At 68.8% G+C, this 19,419-nt stretch carries 17 protein-coding genes and 1 pseudogene; 15 read left to right on the plus strand and 3 right to left on the minus strand.

Annotated features, from left to right (window positions below):
• Positions 1-79: 79 nt before the first annotated feature.
• Positions 80-406, minus strand: a complete 327-nt coding sequence (locus ACESK8_RS08935) for an L-rhamnose mutarotase (protein WP_372968266.1) — start codon at positions 404-406, stop codon at positions 80-82.
• A 13-nt stretch (positions 407-419) separates the two neighbouring features.
• Positions 420-1,748, minus strand: a complete 1,329-nt coding sequence (locus ACESK8_RS08940) for an alpha-L-fucosidase (RefSeq protein WP_372968267.1) — start codon at positions 1,746-1,748, stop codon at positions 420-422.
• An 85-nt stretch (positions 1,749-1,833) separates the two neighbouring features.
• Between ACESK8_RS08940 and ACESK8_RS08945 the strand changes: the two genes are divergently transcribed.
• The 14 genes and pseudogenes from ACESK8_RS08945 to ACESK8_RS09010 all read left to right on the plus strand — a co-directional run bounded on the left by ACESK8_RS08945 (position 1,834) and on the right by ACESK8_RS09010 (position 17,071).
• Entirely contained in the window at positions 1,834-3,177 is a 1,344-nt protein-coding gene (locus tag ACESK8_RS08945; protein ID WP_372968268.1) for an alpha-L-fucosidase, read from the plus strand.
• Between the two features lie 88 nt (positions 3,178-3,265).
• Positions 3,266-4,522 carry a sugar ABC transporter substrate-binding protein gene (locus ACESK8_RS08950; protein ID WP_372968269.1) on the plus strand — a complete coding sequence of 419 codons (1,257 nt, stop codon included), beginning with the start codon at positions 3,266-3,268 and terminating at the stop codon, positions 4,520-4,522.
• A gap of 13 nt (positions 4,523-4,535) precedes the next feature.
• Positions 4,536-5,498, plus strand: a complete 963-nt coding sequence (locus ACESK8_RS08955) for a carbohydrate ABC transporter permease (protein ID WP_372968270.1) — start codon at positions 4,536-4,538, stop codon at positions 5,496-5,498.
• Positions 5,491-6,354, plus strand: a complete 864-nt coding sequence (locus tag ACESK8_RS08960) for a carbohydrate ABC transporter permease (protein ID WP_372968271.1) — start codon at positions 5,491-5,493, stop codon at positions 6,352-6,354. The genes ACESK8_RS08955 and ACESK8_RS08960 overlap by 8 nt, the downstream gene beginning before the upstream one ends.
• On the plus strand, positions 6,354-7,502 hold the full coding sequence (locus ACESK8_RS08965) for a mandelate racemase/muconate lactonizing enzyme family protein (protein ID WP_372968272.1): 1,149 nt from the start codon (positions 6,354-6,356) through the stop codon (positions 7,500-7,502). Before ACESK8_RS08960 ends, ACESK8_RS08965 begins: the two co-directional genes overlap by 1 nt.
• On the plus strand, positions 7,499-8,512 hold the full coding sequence (locus ACESK8_RS08970) for an aldo/keto reductase (protein WP_372968273.1): 1,014 nt from the start codon (positions 7,499-7,501) through the stop codon (positions 8,510-8,512). The genes ACESK8_RS08965 and ACESK8_RS08970 overlap by 4 nt, the downstream gene beginning before the upstream one ends.
• 5 nt (positions 8,513-8,517) lie before the next feature.
• The gene (locus ACESK8_RS08975; RefSeq protein WP_372968274.1) at positions 8,518-9,234 is read left to right on the plus strand and encodes a GntR family transcriptional regulator; all 717 of its coding nucleotides are present in this window, start codon (positions 8,518-8,520) and stop codon (positions 9,232-9,234) included.
• A 180-nt stretch (positions 9,235-9,414) separates the two neighbouring features.
• Complete coding sequence (locus ACESK8_RS08980; protein ID WP_372968275.1) at positions 9,415-12,357, plus strand: Na+/H+ antiporter subunit A; 2,943 nt, start codon at positions 9,415-9,417, stop codon at positions 12,355-12,357.
• Positions 12,357-12,858, plus strand: a pseudogene (locus tag ACESK8_RS08985) (Na(+)/H(+) antiporter subunit C); the annotation flags it as partial. The gene ACESK8_RS08980 and the pseudogene ACESK8_RS08985, both read left to right, overlap by 1 nt.
• A gap of 274 nt (positions 12,859-13,132) precedes the next feature.
• Positions 13,133-14,686 carry a Na+/H+ antiporter subunit D gene (locus ACESK8_RS08990; protein ID WP_372968276.1) on the plus strand — a complete coding sequence of 518 codons (1,554 nt, stop codon included), beginning with the start codon at positions 13,133-13,135 and terminating at the stop codon, positions 14,684-14,686.
• Positions 14,683-15,288, plus strand: coding sequence for a Na+/H+ antiporter subunit E (locus tag ACESK8_RS08995; protein WP_372968277.1), 606 nt, complete (start codon positions 14,683-14,685; stop codon positions 15,286-15,288). The genes ACESK8_RS08990 and ACESK8_RS08995 overlap by 4 nt, the downstream gene beginning before the upstream one ends.
• Positions 15,285-15,554 carry a monovalent cation/H+ antiporter complex subunit F gene (locus ACESK8_RS09000; RefSeq protein ID WP_060927892.1) on the plus strand — a complete coding sequence of 90 codons (270 nt, stop codon included), beginning with the start codon at positions 15,285-15,287 and terminating at the stop codon, positions 15,552-15,554. The genes ACESK8_RS08995 and ACESK8_RS09000 overlap by 4 nt, the downstream gene beginning before the upstream one ends.
• On the plus strand, positions 15,551-15,940 hold the full coding sequence (gene mnhG / locus ACESK8_RS09005; RefSeq protein ID WP_372968278.1) for a monovalent cation/H(+) antiporter subunit G: 390 nt from the start codon (positions 15,551-15,553) through the stop codon (positions 15,938-15,940). Before ACESK8_RS09000 ends, mnhG begins: the two co-directional genes overlap by 4 nt.
• A 228-nt stretch (positions 15,941-16,168) precedes the next feature.
• Positions 16,169-17,071, plus strand: a complete 903-nt coding sequence (locus ACESK8_RS09010; protein WP_372968279.1) for a hypothetical protein — start codon at positions 16,169-16,171, stop codon at positions 17,069-17,071.
• Here ACESK8_RS09010 and ACESK8_RS09015 read toward each other — a convergent pair.
• Positions 17,052-17,912 carry an alpha/beta fold hydrolase gene (locus ACESK8_RS09015; RefSeq protein WP_372968280.1) on the minus strand — a complete coding sequence of 287 codons (861 nt, stop codon included), beginning with the start codon at positions 17,910-17,912 and terminating at the stop codon, positions 17,052-17,054. The two genes, ACESK8_RS09010 and ACESK8_RS09015, sit on opposite strands and share 20 nt — an antisense overlap.
• A gap of 108 nt (positions 17,913-18,020) precedes the next feature.
• Here ACESK8_RS09015 and ACESK8_RS09020 point away from each other — a divergent pair, with 108 nt between their 5' ends.
• On the plus strand, positions 18,021-19,418 hold the full coding sequence (locus tag ACESK8_RS09020; protein WP_372968281.1) for an MFS transporter: 1,398 nt from the start codon (positions 18,021-18,023) through the stop codon (positions 19,416-19,418).
• Position 19,419 lies beyond the last annotated feature (1 nt).

A 19,419-nucleotide genomic window follows, 5' to 3' on the forward strand; every position in this document is an offset into this window, starting at 1 on the left:
TGCCACTCCTCGCGCGCCTTCGACCGCGTGGACGACCGCATCCGCCCGCGGGGCACGACCACGGACGCGAGTCGACAGGTCAGGAGATCTGCGTGCGGAGGTCCCAGATCTGCTCGAGAGGCGCGGTCCCCTCGGCGCCGTCGGCGTCGCGGAAGACCTCGACGAACCGGCCGATGTCGGCCTGCCAGGCGTGGTCGGCCGGGTCGTCCTTCAGCGCGGCGACCGCGGCATCCCAGTCGTCGCAGTCGACCAGGTGGAACAGCCGCTGGCCGGAGCGCCAGATCGTCCAGTCGTGGATGCCGATGCGAGCGAAGGTCTCGGCGAGGGCATCCGGGATCCGCGCGTGATTCGTGCGGTAGTCGTCGACCGCGCCGTCGCGGATCTCGGAGTGCAGGGCGATGCGCATGGGATGCCTTTCGTCAGTCACGAGCGCGGAACGAGACGGCGACCGGCGTCGCGCCGGCGGCCACATCGACCAGGATCGCACCATCCGCGCGCTCGGCAGCAATCGGCTGCTGTCCGACTCGCGCGGTGCTCTCGTCGAGCACGCCGTCGGGATCGGGCAGGGCGACCCGCCCCTCCTGGTCGATGACGGCGTGCACCGTGTCGCCCGTGCGCGTCCAGCGCAGCCACGGATCATCGGAGGGCTGCAGCCTCGGCTCGGGTGCGACGCCGAAGACGGCATGGCCGTGCCGGGCCGTCCACTCGCCGATGCCCTCGAGCGTCTTCCGCTGCAGGTCGGGGATGCGCCCGGATGCCTCGAGGCCGATGTTCAGCAGCAGGTTGCCGCCGCGCGACACCACGTCGACGAGCAGACGCACGGCGTCGGGGGCCGAGAGCAGGTGCTCGCTCGTCTCGTTGCGGTTGTGGCCGAACGACAGGCCGATGCCGCGCGTGTTCTCCCACGCCTCGCCCACCTCGACGGCGGTGCCGTGCACGTACTCGCTGGTGCGGAAGTCCCAGTGCGACTCGCCCCAGCGGTCGTTCACCACACCGTCGGGGACCCGTGCGTAGAAGGTCTCGAACAGGTGGACGAGGCTCTTCGGGCCCGGCTCGATCCCGGCAGCGGGCCAGCGGATGTCGCCCCAGAGGATGTCGGGGCGGTAGCGATCGATCAGGTCGATCACGTGGTCGTGGGCGTACTCGGCGTAGGCGAGGTCGTCCGGTGCGGGTGCGCCGTCGTGGTCGATCGGCGGCAGGTCGGAGAAGTGCCAGTCGAGTCCGCCGGAGTAGTAGACGCCGAAGCGCAGGCCCGCGGCACGGGTGGCGTCGGCGAACTCGCCGATGAGATCGCGCCGCGGCCCCCGGGCGACGGTGTTGCGGCCGTCGGTGGCCGGAGCATCCCAGAGCGTGACCCCGTCGTGGTGCTTCGTGGTCGGGATGAAGTAGCCGGCGCCCGTCGCCGCGACGACGGCGAGCACTTCGTCGGCGTCGAACTCCTCGGCCTTCCAGGCGTCGAGGAAATCGTCGTACGGAGCGCCGCCGTGCACCTCCTCGTGGTGCGCGCGCGCCGGCGAGCCCTCGATCCTCATCGTGTTGGCGTACCACTCGGCATAGGGATTGTGCGCGTACCACTCGTCGCGCGGCACAGCTCCCAGCTCGCCCGTCGGCTCCGCCCATGCGGGCACCGAATACGGTCCCCAGTGCACGAAGATGCCCAGCGCCGCGCCACGGAACCACTCGGGCAGGGGCCTCTCGAACTCGCGGTAGGCCTCTGGCCGCACCGGATCGGTCTCGAACATCGCCATCTGCAGCAACCTCTCTCACACCCTTGTGAACTCTTTCGTCTATCACGTATCCTATAGGAAATCGCTAACTCGAAGGAGAGGTTCGATGACAGACGTGGGATTCCGGCGACCGACAGAGCGCATTCCCGGCGGGGAGTGGTTCAGCGGTGCGGGCTTCGGGCTCTTCGTGCACTGGGACCAGGCGTCCCAACAGGGCATCGAGATCTCCTGGCCCCTGGTCGGCCGCTCGATCATTCCGGGAACCGATGAGGTGGAGGATGCCGTGACGGTCGCCGAGTACCAGGCGACGGCGTCGACGTTCGACCCCACCGACTGGGACGCCGCCGATCTCGCCCGCCGCGCACGCGAGGCGGGCGCCACCTACGTCGTCTTCACGGCCCGTCACCACGCCGGCTACAACATGTTCTTCACCGAGCAGTCGGACTTCGGAGTGCAGCACGGCCCCTTCGGGCGGGACATCACCCGCGAGTTCGTCGAGGCCGTGCGAGCCGAGGGTCTCAAGGTCGGCATCTATTACAGCCTCCCGGACTGGAATCATCCGGACTACCCGGCCTTCCGGGACGAGGACCGGCCCTACAAGCTCGAGCACTGGCCGGCGGCCGGTCTCGCCGAGTTCGCCGACACCCCGGACGCCACCGATCGGCACCGCCGGTCATCTCCCGAGGAATGGTCGCGCTACCTCGACTACGTGCGCGCGCAGCTCACGGAGCTGCTGACGAACTACGGCGTGATCGATCTGCTCTGGTTCGACGGCGATTGGGAGCGCTCCGCCGTCGAGTGGACGGCGCCGGGCCTGCGTCGGCTGATCAAGGACCTGCAGCCCGATGTGGTCATCAACGACCGCCTCCCCGGTCAGGGCGATTACCGCACGCCGGAGCAGGGCTTCCCGCTCACCCCGCCGACCGGTCCGTGGGAGCTCTGCCTCACGATCGGCGATCACTGGGCCTGGCGGAAGGACCCCGACAACGAGAAGTCGGCACGGTCTCTGCTCGTCACCCTCATCGATGTGGTGGCGCGCGGGGGCAACCTGCTCCTCAACGTCGGCCCCGGCCCCGACGGCACGCTGCCGCAGGTGGAGCAGGGCCGGCTGGACGAGTTCGCAGAATGGATGCGGGCGCACTCCGAATCCGTGATCGGCGTCGAGCCCACCGCGGGCGTCGACTTCCACGGCCCGACGACCGCGCGCGAGGGACGTCTGTACCTGCATCTGACCGCGCTGCCCGTCGAGGAGATCATCGTGCGCGGGCTCCCCGTACGCCGGATCACCCGCGTGCACCGCCTCGCCGACGGCCTCGACCTCGAGCACGACGCGAGCTTCGAGGTGCACGAGGCGTCGATCGCCGGCGACGACCTCGGCGAGCTGCGCATCGTCGCACCGACTCCGAGCGGTGCCCTCATCGACGTCATCGCCGTCGACTTCTCCGAGTGACCCGAGCACGACCCGAACACCCGAACACCCGAACACCACCCCCTCACCCATCGCATCGACTCAGCATCCAATGAAGGAGGCAGACAGAATGAATGCACTCTCATCCCGACGCGCGAAGCGTCTCATCCTGACCGGCGCCGCCGGTCTCACCGCCCTCACCCTCGCGGGGTGTGCAAGCGGTTCCGGCGGAGGCGGCGGCGACGCCGGCGGTCCTCTCGTGCTCTACACCTGGGCCGCCAGCGAAGGTGATCAGGCGCAGTGGGCCGACTTCATAGAGGGAGCGCAGGCCGAGGATCCCGACCTCGACATCTCCGTCGAGGGCCCGAGCTTCTCGGACTACTGGACGAAGGTGAAGACCCGTCTCAGCGGTTCGAATCCGCCGTGCCTGCTGACCACGCAGGCCGCCCGCGCCCAGGAGCTCGGCGACCTGCTGATGCCCCTCGACGACCTGATCGAGAAGAGCGGCTTCGACATCGACAACATCGACGCGTCGATGCTCAGCGGCATGACCGTCGACGGCACGATCAGGGCGATCCCCTACGACGCCGAGCCGATCGTGCTCTTCTACAACGTCGAGGCGTTCCAGGCCGCCGGTCTCGAGCTCCCTGGCGCCGAGTACACGCGTGATCAGTTCATCGCGGATGCCAAGGCGCTGACCGACGGGGAGAAGAAGGGCCTCGCGCTCGCGCCGGGGATCTTCATCCCGAATGCGTGGTCACTCGCCGACGGCGTTCCCGCGGTCACCGAAGACGGCGAGCTCGACCTCACGAACCCCGAGTTCGTCGACCAGATCCAGAGCTTCTTCGACCTCGTGTCCGTCGAGCAGGTCGCGAAGGCCCCGGAGGCCGCCGACGGCTCCGAGGTCTCGCAGCAGGCGTTCACGTCGGGCGAGGTGCCGATGCTGATCGAGGGTCCGTGGATGTACGGCAGCTTCGCCGACTCCGCCGACTTCACCCTCGGCGTCACCATCGTCCCCTCGACGAGCGGCGAGGCCGCGGCCATGACCGCCGGCTCCGGCTTCGGCATCGCCGCGAACTGCGATCGTCCTGAGGAGGCCTTCGCCGCGATCGAGGCGCTGACCTCGGTGTCCGTGCAGGAGAAGCAGGCCGAAGCACGCGGCATCGTCCCCGCGCGCATCGAGGCGCTGCCGGCCTGGGCCGAGGGGAAGACCGAGGGTGCGGCCGAGGTCGTCGAGGCACTGCTCGCCGACGCGACCCCCCAGCGCACCACCCCGACCTGGAACCAGGTCGAGACCCTGATGACCCAGTACGGCGTGCAGGGCTACCGGGGTGAGCTGACCGCGGAGGAGATCATGGAGACCATCCAGAACTCGGTCGCGGGCTGAGCGGATGGCGATCATGAGCGAGCGGAGAGAGGCCACGGCCTCCTCTCCCCTGCCCGGCGCGGCGGGGGTGCCCTTCGGTACTCCCGCCGCGCGGGCGCCCCGCCCTCCGAGGCGACGGGGTCAGACCTGGGTCGCGGTGGCGTTCCTCGCGCCGGGCCTGATCGGATTCGTCCTCTTCATCCTCACTCCGCTGTTCGGGTCGGCGTTCATCAGCCTGTTCGACTGGAAGCTGTTCGGCAGCCCGGACTTCATCGGGTTCGAGAACTACGTGAAGCTGTTCCGTGACCCGACCTTCTACACGGTGCTGGGCAACACGCTGATCTTCGCGATCGTCTACACGGCGCTCAACCTCTTCGTCGCCCTGACGATCTCGCTGTGGCTGAACACCCGCATGAAGGCCGCAGGAGCGTGGCGAGTCATCTTCTTCCTGCCGGTGATCACGCCGATGGTCGCCAACGCCCTCGTCTGGCGCCTGCTCCTCTCGCAGGACGGGCTCGTGAACTCGATGCTCGCGACGGTGGGCATCGACGGGCCGAACTGGCTGTCGGATTCGGCGTGGGCGCTGCCCTCGGTGATCGCGATGTCGGTCTGGCAGTCGTTCGGCTACAACGTCATCGTCCTGTCGGCAGGTCTCAGCGCCATCCCGAAGGAGCTGCTGGAGGCCTCACGGATCGACGGCACGTCCGCCTGGCAGCGGCTGCGGTTCATCATCCTGCCGCTGCTGTCGCCGTCCCTCTTCTTCTGCTCGACCATGACGATGATCGGCGCGTTCCAGGTGTTCGTGCAGCCGCTCTTCCTCACCCAGGGCGGGCCGGGCGAGAGCACCAACACGTTCGTGCTCTACCTGTATCGCAACGGCTTCGTCTTCGATCGGCTCGGCTATGCCTCCGCGCTCGCGTGGATCCTGTTCCTCGTCGTGATGCTCATCACGGCCCTGCAGTTCGTCGGCCAGCGAAGGTGGGTGAACTATGAGTGACGTCGTCAGCCTGCCCCGCCGTGCCCGACAGCGCCGCGACTCCCTGAAGGAGTGGCTGAACACCGCCGCCATCGCGGTCGTCGCGCTGCTGTTCGCGTTCCCCTTCATCTGGATGTTCCTCACCGCTCTCAAGCCTGAGAACGAGGTCTTCACGGCGACACCGCAGATCTTCGGATCGGAGATCCGCTGGGCGAACTTCGTCGAAGCGTGGACCGTCGTCCCCTTCGGGCGCTTCATCCTCAACGGGCTGTTCGTCGCGATCCTCGGCGCCGCGCTCTCGGTGATCGTCGCCGTGCTCTCGGCGTACGCGTTCTCGCGCCTGCGCTTCAAGTACCGCGACAAGCTCTTCCTGCTCTTCGTGCTCACCCTGGTGCTGCCGCAGGAGGTGCTCGTCGTGCCCCTGTTCATCATGATCAACAGCTGGGGGTGGAACGACAGCTTCGCGGCCCTGATCATCCCGTTCGCGTTCACGGCATTCGGCACGTTCCTGATGCGGCAGTTCTTCCTCACCATCCCGATGGAGTACGAGGAGGCGGCCCTGATCGACGGGGCCTCGCGGCTGCGCACCCTGTGGTCGGTGCTGCTGCCGCAGCTGGTCGCACCACTGAGCGTGCTCGCCGTCTTCTCGTTCATCGGCTACTGGAACTCGTACCTCTGGCCGCTGATCATCATCAACACGCAGGACATGGCCACCGTCCCGCTCGGGCTCGGCATGTTCACCGGTCAGTTCGGCACGCAATGGTCGCTGCTCATGGCCGCGTCGACACTGGCCGTCATCCCCTCGCTGATCCTGGTGCTGCTGCTGCAGCGGCAGCTCATCAAGGGGGTCACCCTGGGCGGACTCGGAGGACGCTGATGACCACGACACACCACACCACGTCCCGCCTGTCGGAGGCGGTCGCGGATGCGACCGTCGGCAGCCGGATCGTGCACGCCGAGGCCCGGCTGTGCGATCTGCCGGTGGAGACCGAGCGGACGGATGCGCTGCAGACGTTCGTGAAGCAGGAGACGATCTTCGTGCGCCTGCGCACCGCCGACGGCACCGAGGGCGTCGGCTACAGCTACACGATCGGCACGGGTGGCGGTGCGGTGCTCAGCCTCCTGCGGGAGACGCTGCTGCCGACGCTGATCGGCCTCGAGGCGGAGCGCCCGGAGGCGGTGTGGCTCGCGCTGTTCGGCGTCACGCGCGCGACCACGGTCGGGCCGATCACCGCGCTCGCGCTCGCCGCGGTCGACACCGCGGTCTGGGATGCGAAGACCCGGCGAGCGGGGCTCCCGCTGTGGGTCGCGGCCGGCGGAGCATCCCCTTCCGTACCGGTGTACGACACCGAGGGCGGCTGGCTCCACTTCAGCACGGATGAGCTGGTCGCACATGCCGTCGACGCCCAGGAGCGCGGCATGGGAGGCGTCAAGATCAAGGTCGGGATGCCGCGCGGCCACCAGGACCTCGAGCGGCTGCGTGCGGTGCGCGACGCCGTCGGCCCCGGCATGGATCTCATGGTCGATGCGAACCAGTCCTTCTCCGTGGCCGAGGCGGTGCGCAGGGCGCGTCTGTTCGAGCAGGTCGACGTGTTCTGGTTCGAGGAGCCGCTGCCGGCGGAGGACATCGAGGGCCACCGTCAGCTCGCCCGCTCGACCTCGGTTCCGATCGCGGTCGGGGAGAGCATGTACTCGCTCGGGCACTTCCGCGAGCACCTGCAGCGCGGTGGAGCATCCATCGTGCAGGCAGACGTGGCGAGGGTGGGCGGCATCACACCGTGGCTCAAGATCGCGCACCTGGCGGAGTCGTTCAACGCCCCCGTGGCACCGCACTTCCTCATGGAGCTGCATGTCTCACTCGTCTGCGCGATCCCCAACGCGCTGTACCTCGAGCACATCCCGCAGCTGCGCGCGGTCACCACCGGTGAGCTGCGCATCGAGGACGGCCGCGGGTGGGCTCCGACCGAAGTCGGGCTCGGGATCGCGTGGGATGAGGATGCGCTGGGGCGGTTGATCGTCCCATGACCGCGCCTGTCTCCGTAGGAACGGAGCCCGTCGCGATCGGACGCGGCGGGCTCCATGCTCCGCCCGCGGCGTACGGCGCCGCCGCCCTCGGCAATCTGTATCGGGCGCTGGACGACGACGAGTGGCGGGAGATCGTGCCGGCCGCGTGGGCGGGCGGCGTCCGGTACTTCGATGTCGCGCCGCACTACGGACTCGGCCTCGCCGAGCGTCGTCTCGGCGAGAGCCTGCGCGCGTTCCCCCGTGACGAGTACGTCGTCTCGACCAAGGTCGGTCGCCTGCTGGTGCCGCAGGAGGCTGCCGGGCGCACCGACATCGAGAACCTCTTCGACGTGCCGGCGGATCACCGTCGCGTGCGGGACTACTCGCGGGACGGCGTGCTGCGGTCGATCGAGCAGTCGCTCGAGCGGCTCGGCCTCGACCACATCGACATCGTGCTCGTCCACGACCCGGACGAGCACGAGCGGGAGGCGCTGGAGGGTGCCTTCCCTGCCCTCAGCGAGCTGCGCGACCAGGGCGTCATCCGCTCGTTCGGCGCCGGCATGAATCAGAGCGCGATGCTCGCGCGATTCGTGCGGGAGACGGATGCCGACGTGATGATGGTCGCCGGGCGCTGGACCCTCCTCGATCGGTCGGCGGCGGACGACCTCCTTCCTCTCGCGGCGCAGCGCGGCGTCTCCGTGCTCGCGGCAGCGGTGTTCAACTCCGGCATCCTCGCGATGGATGACCCGGCTGAGGGCGCCACGTTCGACTACGGGCCCGCGGACCACTCCGTGATCGAGCGCTCGCAGGCCATCGCTCGCGTGGCGCGGGCGCACGGCAGCACACTCCCGGAGCTGGCGGCGCAGTACCCGCTGCGGCATCCGGCCGTCGCCGCCGTCGTGATGGGCGGTGCGAGTGCCGCGCAGGTCGCACGCAACAGCCGGCTGATCGCCCGGCCCGTCGCTGCCGCCGCCTGGGAGGAACTGGGCGAGCGCGGGCTGATCGGCACGGAAGGGCACCCCGTACGATGAGACTCATGTTCGGCGACGACGAGGCACGCGGACCGAGGCCGCTCCCGGTGCGGCGTGCGCTCGTCGACGACGTGTACGACGCGGTGCTCGGGCTGCTCATGGACCAGGTGATCGAGCCGGGGGCCAGGGTCAACATCGACGCCGTGGCCCGCGATCTGGATGTCTCGCCCACGCCCGTCCGCGAGGCGCTGACGCGACTGGAGGCTGAGGGCCTCGTCGCGAAACGCGCGCTGAAGGGATACGTCGCCGCACCGCTGCTCGACGAGGCCGGGCTGCGTGACCTGTACGACATGCGCGAGCTGCTCGAGCCGGAAGCCGCGCGGCGGGCGTCGACGCAGCTCGATCAGGACGTCGAGAGCGAGCTGGCGGAGTCGGTCGTGAAGATGCGCACGGCATCCGCTCCGGACGACGACGAGAGCTTCCGCAACTATCGACGGTTCATCGACGAGGACCTGCACTTCCACCATCTGATCGCCGAGCAGGCGCAGAGTCCGCTGCTCTCCGAGGCCATCGTGCGGCTGCGCTCGCACATGCACCTCTATCGCCTGAACTTCCGCCACGACTTCGAGCACGACACGGTCAGCGAGCACGAGAGCATCCTCGAGGCACTGCGCCGTCGCGACCCCGCGGCGGCTGCGGAGGCGATGCGGACCCACATCGAGAACTCGTATCGGCGGCTCGGTCCCGCGCTCGCGCAGCGGGCCGAGAACGCATCCGAATGATCTGATTTTCCGTTTCTCAGCATGCACAATGCCCTGAATCCCGGGGAAGCGCAGGCATTTGGGTGATCAGACGGTGAGAAGACCGGCCCGAAAGCGCGAAAAATCAAGGTAAACTCGATATCGACACCCGCCCGCCCGCCTGAGCCGCCCCCGGCCGACGAGCCCTGAGGAGCCGCGTATATGCTGACGCTCCTCGCCGTGTTCCTCCTCGGGTCGCTGCTCATGCCCGTGCTGGTGCGATGGCTGGGGTCTCAGGCATTCGCCATCGCCGCACTCATTCCCGCAGCGGCATTCATCCACGCGCTCGTGCTCACACCGCAGGTGCTCGACGGGCCTGCCCCGTTCGTGTCCCTCGCCTGGATCCCGCAGCTCGGGCTGAACCTGTCGATGCACATGGACGTGCTCGGCTGGGTGCTCACCCTCATCGTCACCGGCGTCGGCGCCCTCGTCCTGCTGTACTGCCGCTGGTACTTCCACGACGACTCGGCGGGGATCGGCCAGTTCGCCGCCGTGCTGCTCGGGTTCGCGGGCGCGATGTACGGCCTCGTCCTGACCGACGACCTGGTCATGCTCGTCATGTTCTGGGAGGTGACGAGCATCCTCTCGTACCTCCTCATCGGCCACTACCGGCGTCGCGCGGCCAGCCGTCGTGCGGCGCTGCAGGCGCTGCTGGTCACCACGCTCGGCGGACTCGTCATGTTCGTCGGGGTCGTGCTGCTCGTGGTCGATGCCGGGACGTCCAGCATCCGCGCGATCCTGGAGCTGGCCCCGACGGGTCCTGTCGTCGACGCGGCCGTCGTGCTGCTCCTCGTCGGCGCGATCAGCAAGTCGGCGATCTTCCCGTTCCACTTCTGGCTGCCCGGCGCCATGGCCGCCCCCACCCCGGTCAGCGCCTACCTGCACGCTGCGGCGATGGTGAAGGCCGGCATCTACCTGATCGCCCGCTTCGCCCCGATCTTCGCGTTCACCGGACCGTGGCGGCCCATCATCATCTCGCTCGGCATCGTCACGATGCTGCTCGGCGGGATCCAGGCGCTCCGCGAGACCGACCTCAAGCGGATCCTCGCATTCGGCACCGTGAGCCAGCTCGGCTTCTTCTCCGTCGTCATCGGCTACGGGACGCAGGCATCCGCTCTCGCCGGTCTCGCGCTCGTGATCGCGCACGCGCTGTTCAAATCGGCGCTCTTCCTCATCGTGGGGGTGATCGACCGGCAGCTCTCGACGCGTGACGTCGACGAGCTGAGCGGAGTCGGGCGTCAGGCGCCGGTCATGGCGACTGCGGCGTTCATCTCGATCGCCTCGATGGCGGGGATCGCTCCGACCCTCGGGTTCGTCGCCAAGGAGTCGACGCTGACGGCGCTCCTCGACGACGCCCTGCACGGATCGCCGTGGGGTCTCGTGGCCATCATCGGCGTCAGCCTCGGATCTATTCTCACGGCGGCATATGGCATCCGCTTCCTGTGGGGAGCCTTCTGGACCAAGCGGGACGCCGCGGGCGATCGCCTCCCGGACACCGCATGGCCCGACCCGCCGGTCGGCTTCCTCTCCGCGCCGATCATCCTGGCCGGGATCACCCTCGCCGCCGGTATCGGCGCCCCTGCGCTCGACGTCGCCCTGCAGGGCTATGCCCTCACCGCGACGCCCGGGCTCGATGCCGAGGGCGTGGCCGCAGAAGGACCGGGTCACCTCGCCCTCTGGCACGGCCTCGAGCCCGCGCTCGGCATCTCGATCCTCTCCATCCTGCTCGGAGCTGCGGTCTTCCTGCTGACGCTGCGCACCGGGTGGGACCGCAAAGCGCGTCTCATCCGGTTCACCGCCGCAGATGTCTACTACCTCGTCGTCCGCGGGGTCGACCGGCTGTCGGTGCTCAGCACGACCCTCACCCAGCGCGGTTCGCTGCCGGTGTACGTCGGCACGATCTTCGTGGTCTTCGTCGCCGCCGAGATCACGGCGCTCGTCGCCAGCGACGTCGACCGGTTCCAGCTCTCCGCGTGGCACACCCCGGCGCAGCTCGTCGTGGCCCCGATGATGGCGGCGGCCGGCGTCATGGCCGTGCGCGCCCAGAAGCGGTACACCGGCGTCGTGCTCGTGTCCATCACCGGTCTCGGCATGGTCGTGCTGTTCGCGACCAGCGGCGCCCCCGACCTGGCGCTCACCCAGATCCTCGTCGAGACCGTCACGATGGTCACCTTCGCCCTCGTGCTGCGGCGGCTGCCCGCGCGGATGGGCGAGCACAACGCCTCGGTCGGACGCATCCCCCGAGCGCTCCTCGGGGTCGGAGTCGGTCTCACGATGGCGCTCGTCGCGGTCGTGGCGACGCAGTCGCGCGTGGCAGACCCCATCTCGGAGATGTTCCCCCAGCTCGCGTACGACATCGGCCACGGCAAGAACGTCGTGAACGTCGCGCTCGTCGACCTGCGTGGCTGGGACACCATGGGAGAGCTCTCGGTGCTCGTGCTCGCCGCCACCGGCGTCGCCTCGCTCGTGTTCGTCACCCATCGAGCCGACATGCTCGCGGCCACCAAGACCCTGCCCAAGGCGCGCCGCCGCCGCACGCTCAGCCGCCCCCTCGTCGAGACGACCGAGGGCGTCCGCTTCCAGACCGACGAGAACGAGAGCAGCCCCCGCGCCTGGCTGGTCGGCGGCCCGAGGATGAAGCCCGAGAACCGCTCGATCCTGCTCGAGGTGATCGTGCGCGTGCTGTTCCACACGATCATCGTCGTGTCGATCTTCCTGCTGTTCTCGGGTCACAACCTCCCGGGCGGCGGATTCGCGGGCGGTCTGGTCGCCGGTATGGCGCTGGTGATGCGCTACGTCGCCGGTGGACGCTGGGAGCTCGGCGCGGCCGCCCCCACGGATGCCGGACGCCTGCTCGGCGCCGGACTCATCCTGGCGGTCGGCACCGCCGTCGTGCCCCTGTTCTTCGGGCTCGCCCCGCTCACCAGCAACTTCTGGGAGTGGGAGATCCCCGGCATCGGGCACATGGAGTTCGTCACCTCGACGATCTTCGACGTGGGCGTGTACCTCGTCGTCATCGGCCTGGTGCTCGACGTGCTGCGCAGTCTCGGCGCCGAGGTCGACCGCCAGGCGCAGGAGTTCCGCGAGCGGGGGGTGACCATCTGATGGATGTCTCCCTCACCCTGATCGTGATCATGGCCGTGCTGTTCGCGTGCGGTGTGTACGCGATGCTCGAGCGCAGCCTCACCCGGGTGCTGATCGGGTTCCTGCTTCTCGGCAACGCCACGAACCTGCTGCTGCTCATCGTCATGGGCGTCCCGGGCAATGCGCCGTTCTTCGGCACCGAGGGCGAGCTCAGCGATCCGCTGCCGCAGGCGCTCACCCTGACCGCCATCGTCATCACCTTCGCCGTCTCGGCGTTCCTGCTCGCCCTCATCTACCGCTCCTGGCAGCTCGGCCAGGCGGACACCGTCGAGGACGACGAGGCCGACATCGCGCTCCGCGAGCGCACCGACGCCGACGAGGACCTCATGGACGACGAGGCCGACGCGGCGGACGACGAGGCCACCACCGACTTCGTCGGAGTGCAGACCGCGCCGATCACCGTGCTCCACATGCGCGACCACCCCGCGCTCCAGGACGACGCCCCGATGGATCGGCCGACGGCATCCCGTCCCGGTTCTGCGGCTGCCGCCGTCGATTCCGCGAACGCAGAGCGGGAGGCGGCTGAGGACGCGGATGCAGCGGACTCCGTGCTCGACGGCGAATCAGCCCCGCCCGACGACGACGGCTCCGAATCCACCGCCTTCCGCACCGACGCCGACACCCACGCGTCGCAGGCCCACGAGACCGACGCGGCCGACGCCGCCTCGGACATGGCCGCCGACACGGCATCCGACGACAGCGCGCCCGACCACACCGACGACGGGGAGGATCGCTGATGAGCGCCCTCGTCCCGCTCCTGGTCGCCCTGCCGCTGCTCGGCGCCGCCGTGACGCTGATCTTCGGTCGCAATCCGCGGCTCCAGGCGTTCGTCACCGTCGCGACTCTCGCCATCGTCTCGGTGATCGCCGCCGTGCTTCTCGTCGCCGTCGACGCGGGTGCCCCGCTCGCCGTCTCGGTGGGCGGCTGGCCCGTGCCGTTCGGCATCGTGCTCTACGTCGACAGGCTCGCCGCGCTCCTGGTGCTCATCTCGAGCATCGTGCTGGTGGCGGTCCTCCTCTTCTCCATCGGCCAGGGTGCAGCCGACGGGACCGACGAGACCCCGATCTCGATCTTCAACCCGTCGTACCTGATCCTCGCGGCCGGCATCTTCAACGCCTTCATCGCGGGCGACCTCTTCAACCTCTACGTCGGATTCGAGATCCTGCTCGTCGCGTCGTACGTGCTGATCACCCTCGGCAGCACCGAATCCCGCATCCGCACCGGCGCCGTCTACATCGTCGTCTCCCTCGTCTCGTCGATCCTGTTCCTCGCCTCGATCGCGATGATCTACGGGGCGCTGGGAACCGTGAACATGGCCCAGATCGCCGAGCGGATGACGGAGCTGCCGCAGGAGACGCAGCTCGTGCTGCACCTCATGCTCGTGGTCGCCTTCGGCATCAAGGCCGCGATCTTCCCTGTGTCGTTCTGGCTGCCCGACTCCTATCCGACGGCCCCGGCGCCGGTCACCGCGGTGTTCGCCGGCCTGCTCACGAAGGTCGGCGTCTACGCGCTGATCCGCACGGAGACGCAGCTGTTCGCCGAGAACAGCATCGACACGGTGCTGCTGATCATCGCGCTGGCGACCATGATCGTCGGAGTGCTCGGCGCGGTGGCGCAGGCCGAGCTGAAGAGGATCCTGTCGTTCACGCTCGTGAGCCACGTCGGGTACATGATCTTCGGTCTGGCGATCGCGACGCCGGCCGCCATCGGGGCGACCGTGTACTACATCGTCCACCACATCATCGTGCAGACGACCCTCTTCCTGGCGGTCGGCCTCATCGAGCGCCGGGCGGGGAGCACCTCCATCCTGCGGGTGAAGGGGCTGCTCAAAGTCGCGCCGGTGATCGCCGTCCTCTACTTCATCCCGGCGATCAACCTCGGTGGGCTGCCTCCGTTCTCCGGATTCATCGGCAAGTTCGCGCTGTTCGAGGCCGCGGCCTCCGTGGGGACGCCCCTCATGATCGTGCTGATCGTGGGCGGCATCGTCACGTCCCTCCTCACGCTGTACGCGCTGATGCGCGCCTGGAACCTCGCGTTCTGGCGCGAGGAGGAGGACTCGGCCGAGACCGAGGGCCGCATCTCGTACCTCGGCAACGCGCCGGCCGCCGACGAGCAGCAGGAGCGTCGCCGCATCCCGCGCATCATGACGGTCGCGACCGCCGGGATGGTCGGCGTCACCGTGGCGCTGACGGTCTTCGCCGGCCCGCTCTACGCGCTGTGCGACCGCATCGGCGAGACGCTGCTGGAGCCCGTGAGCCTCGTGCAGCTGGAAGACGAGGTGGACGGATGACCCCCACCGAGACCGGACGTCACTTCTGGCGCGACATCCGGGTGCAGCTGCCGTTCCTCGCCTGGCTCGTCGTGCTCTGGATGCTGCTCTGGAGCCAGTTCACGGTGCTCGCGTTCGTGTCGGGACTCGTGGTCGCGGTGTTCGTCACCCGCGTGTTCCGTCTGCCGACCGTCGAGCTCTCCGGACGGATCAACATCTGGTACGCGGCGCTGCTGGTCGTGCAGTTCCTGTTCGCAGTGCTGCGCGGTGCGCTCGCGGTCACGATGCAGGTGTTCGACTTCCGGCATCAGCCGGGTGCCGCGATCATCGCGGTTCCGCTGAAGTACGCCGACGACCTGATGATGACCCACGTCTCCGTCGTCTCGTCGCTCGTGCCCGGCTCACTCGTCGTCGAGGCCGATCGGGACCGCCAGGTGCTCTACCTGCACGTGATCGGAGTGCGGAGCATCGCCGACGTCGAGAAGCAGCGCGCCGGGGTGCTGCGGTGGGAGCGCAGAGTGGTGCGTGCGCTCGGCGCGCCCGCGCAGTACCGTGCCCTCAAGGCGGACGAGCGTGCGGAGCGATCGGGTTCCGTGGGCGCAACGAGGGGCGGTGTCCGATGAACGTGCTGATGATGGCGATCATGGTCGTCTTCGGGGTGGCCGCCATCCTGACGATCATCCGCATCGTGCGCGGACCGTCGATCCTCGACCGCGCCGTGGCATCCGACGTTCTGCTCACCGAGGTGATGTGCGTGCTCGGTGCCGAGATGGCGATCAACGGTCACACGCGCAGCATCCCGGTGCTGCTCATCATCGCGGCCGTCGGCGTCTTCGGGTCGATCTCAGTCGCCCGCTTCGTCGCCAGAAGGGACAACACGACCCCATGAACGTGTTCGGTCTGGCCATCCCCGACGCCGTCATCGACGTCACGATCCTCGTGCTCATCCTCCTCGGAGCCGTGCTCTGCCTCTCGGCTGCCGTCGGCCTGCTGCGGTTCCGGGACGTGCCGTCGAGGCTGCACGCCGCGACGAAGCCCCAGGTGCTCGGCCTCATCCTCATCTGCCTCGCGATCGCGCTGTCGCAGCGGACGGTGGGTGGCATCCTCGTCGGGCTCGCGCTCGTCGCGCCCATCGTGCTGATGCAGTTCGCCACCGCCCCGCTGTCCGCGCACATCGTCGGTCGACAGGCGTACCGCAACGGGACGACCGACGAGCGCAGCCTGGTCGTCGACGAGCTCGCGGAATCGAAGCAGACGCCGCCGGCCGCCGGCTGAGGTACGCGCCGGGCGCCGGTGCGAGGCCGCCCCGGTTCGCAACTCAGCATGAGCGGGTGCTGATCCCTCTGAACGGGCCATATGACCATTCGGCGTGAGATCCATGCTGAGACGTGAACGGCGAGGGCTGGTGCCACTCCTCCTGCACTTAACTCTGCTTCGGGCGAGTCATCCCTGATTGCGTGGAATGGGCCGGTGGAGGCACGCCGCCATCCGCACACTTCTGCGATGGGGAAGAACGTTGACACCGTCGCGCAGCGCACACACGACACCTATTCGCGCACTGTCTTCACGCGCTCCGAGCTGGTGGAGACGGGGATGACGGGGCGTCTGATCGCCGAGTCGGTCGTCCGGGGCGACCTCGTGCACGTGCGTCGCGATCGGTACGCACTGGCCTCGACGCACCGGGACATCGTCAGGGCGGTCCGCATCGGCGGTCGCGTGTCGTGCTTGTCGCTTCTCGTGCTGCTGGGCGTATTCGTGTTCCGCTGCCGTGAGCTCCATGTGCTCGTGACTCCGGGCTCGTCTCGTCTCCGTGTCACGAAGGACGTGAAGGCCGTGCTCCATTGGAAGGTGCTGACGAGCGTGCGTGACAGCCTGCATGCAGCTCCGCTGATCGACGCCGTCGCGCACTCGGTGCTCTGTCAGGCTCCGCGCGAGGCGCTTGCCACGTTGGACAGTGTCGTTCATCACGGACTACTGATTCTCGATGAGCTGGCCACGATGTTCGCGGCGCTTCCTCTCCGATTCCGCCCTCTGCTCGTGCTCGTCGATCCGTCTGCCGATTCGGGTCCCGAGACGTTCATGCGACTCATGCTGCGGACGATGGGCGTCGCATACGAGACGCAGGTGTATCTCGACGGAGTCGGATACGTCGACTTCGTGGTGGACGGCTGGCTGATCATCGAGTGCGACAGCAAGGAGTTCCACGAGGGGTGGGAGAAGCAGGTCCAGGATCGCGGGCGCGACCTCGCCGCGGCCCGCCTCGGCTATGTGACCGTTCGGCCTCTCGCGAAGGACATTCTGAACGACCAGGCTTCCGTGCGGCAGGCTCTCGAGCAGATCATCGCTGTGCTCGGGCCGAGGTTCAGTGACGTGCGCCGTTCACGACTCAGCACAGATGCTCGCTGACCGCCGCAGACGGGCGAAATCGACGCGATGTCGAGCGCTCGTGCTGAGTTGTGAACGGCACGGCGACGAGACAGGCGGGTAAGAGCTTGTCGGCGAAGTCCTGGATCAGGCGCGCGGCGGGCTGAGAGTCGCTGATCAGCGTGCCGTGACCGTGGTCGGGGATGACCTGCAGGTCGGCACCGGGGATCGCGTCGATGATCTCCTGGCACCACGTCATCGGTGCGAGGGGATCGCTCTCGCCCCGAAGCACCAGCACGGGCTGCTCGATGCGCGCGAAGGCCTTCTCGGGTTCGTGGACGATGGTCGCCTTGATCTTGCGGATGAGGTGCGGACCCCCGCGGAGGTACTCGCGTGCTCCGCGCCAGATCACCAGCGGCCGCTCGCCGACGAGGTCGGTGAGCAGGTAGCTCGCCTGGGCGGCGACGTTCCGAGCCGCCTTGTTCACGGTGGGTCCTGCCAGCACGACGCCCTCGACGAGGGACGGATGCCGGGCCGCGAGCTCCGCCGCGATCTGGCTGCCCATCGAGTGTCCGATCACCACGACCGGTCCCTCGCCGACATGGCGGAGGTAGGCGGCGACGAGGTCGGCGTGGCGCTCCATCGTGAGCGTGCGGGTCGGCTCCGGCGCCTCTCCGAAGCCAGGGAGGTCGAGGGCGATCACGCGTCCGCGCAGACGCTGCACCACGTCGAGGTAGACGCTGCGTCCCATGCCGATGCCGTGCAGCAACAGGAAGGTGTGCGGTCCCTCGCCGAAGGTCTCCGCGATCAGCGTCGACCCCGCGTGCTCGAACTCGAGCAGCGTGACGGGGGTGCCCTTCGGGGCGAGGTAACTGGAGGCCACCTGCCCACGCTAACCGAGGCGACCGGTACCGGCGAATCCTCCTCGTACGCGCACCGCCGGCATACCGGCAGCGGCGGGGCTCGCGCATCGCCCGTGAAAGGATGAAGCGTGTCTTCGTCCCACCCCGATCCCGACTCCAGCCGGGGCGGTGCCGAGACGTCCGAGCCCGAAGTCAGGCCCGCCCGCACGCACTTCTTCGCCCGACTGTCCGCCGGGCTGAGCGATCCGGTGTTGCGCGCGCTCGTGACCGCCACGGTCGTGTCGCGAGTGGGCCGAGGTGTCTTCCTGGCCGTCACCGTCCTGTTCTTCACCCTGATCATCGGCCTCTCCCCGGCGCAGGCGGCGGTCGTGCTCGCGGTGTCGAGCGGATGCGGCGTGGTGGCCTCGTTCCTGGGCGGGTGGCTCGCCGATCGATGGAGCGCCCGACGTCTCGCGTTCGGATTCGAGCTGACCGGCGGACTCCTGCTCGCGGCGTATGCCTTCGTCGGCGACTTCGTCTCCGCGCTGATCCTCGCGAGCCTGTCGGGCTTCTTAGACTCGCTCGGTCACTCCTCGCGCTCGGCGATCATCGCGCGCGGCTTCGCGCCGGACAGACGCGTGCACGCGCGGGCGGTGCTGCGCACGGTCACGAACGTCGCGATCGCCGCAGGGTCGGGGGTCGCGGCGATCGCCCTGGTGCTCGGCACGGCAGAGGCCTATCGCTTCGTCATCGCCGGCGCAGGACTCCTCTGCGCACTCGGGTCGCTGCCCCTGCTGCGGCTCACCTCGGCCGTCGACGCTCCGGCGCGCAGACGGGTGAGCTCGCTGCGCACCGAGACCGGATCCATCGATCTCGTGGCGGCGGAAGAGGCATCCGCCGAGCGCAGGGACTGGAATCGGCGGTCGCCATGGCGGGATCCGCGGTACCTGCTCCTCAGCGTGCTGTCCGCGGTGTTCGGGATGCAGTTCGGTGTGGCCGAGCTGGGCGTGCCGCTCTGGATCACCGAGCACACCACCGCGCCGGAGGCCACGTTCGCCGTGCTGCTGATCGTCAACACCACCCTGGTCGTGCTGTTCCAGGTGCGCGCCTCCCGCGGCACGCACGACGTCCGTGTCGCCGGTCGCGTGACGATGGTGGCCGGGTGGCTCATGGTGGCCGCCTGCCTGATCTACGCTCTGGCGGCCGGTCTGCCGACCTGGGCGGCGATCGCGATCCTCGTCGCGGGCATGTTCGCCCACACGTTCGCCGAGATCCTGTCGCAGGCCGGAGCCTGGGGGTTGAGCTTCGAGCTGGCCGACCCGGTGCGCGCGGGCGCCTACCAGGGCGTGTTCGGGATGGGCTTCTCACTCGGAGCGCTCGCGTCGCCGATCGTGGTGAACGCGACGGCGCTCACGTTCGGGTTCGGGGGCTGGGCGATGCTCGCGGGGATCTTCCTCGCGGCTGCCGTCGGCATCTGGCTGATCGCCCGCCGCGCGGCCAGATCCGCCCCGGCATCCGCTGAGGCTCCCGCTCCGGCGCCCGCGTGAC

Source organism: Microbacterium sp. (genome assembly GCF_041641055.1).
In the GTDB taxonomy this organism is placed as follows: Bacteria; Actinomycetota; Actinomycetes; order Actinomycetales; family Microbacteriaceae; genus Microbacterium.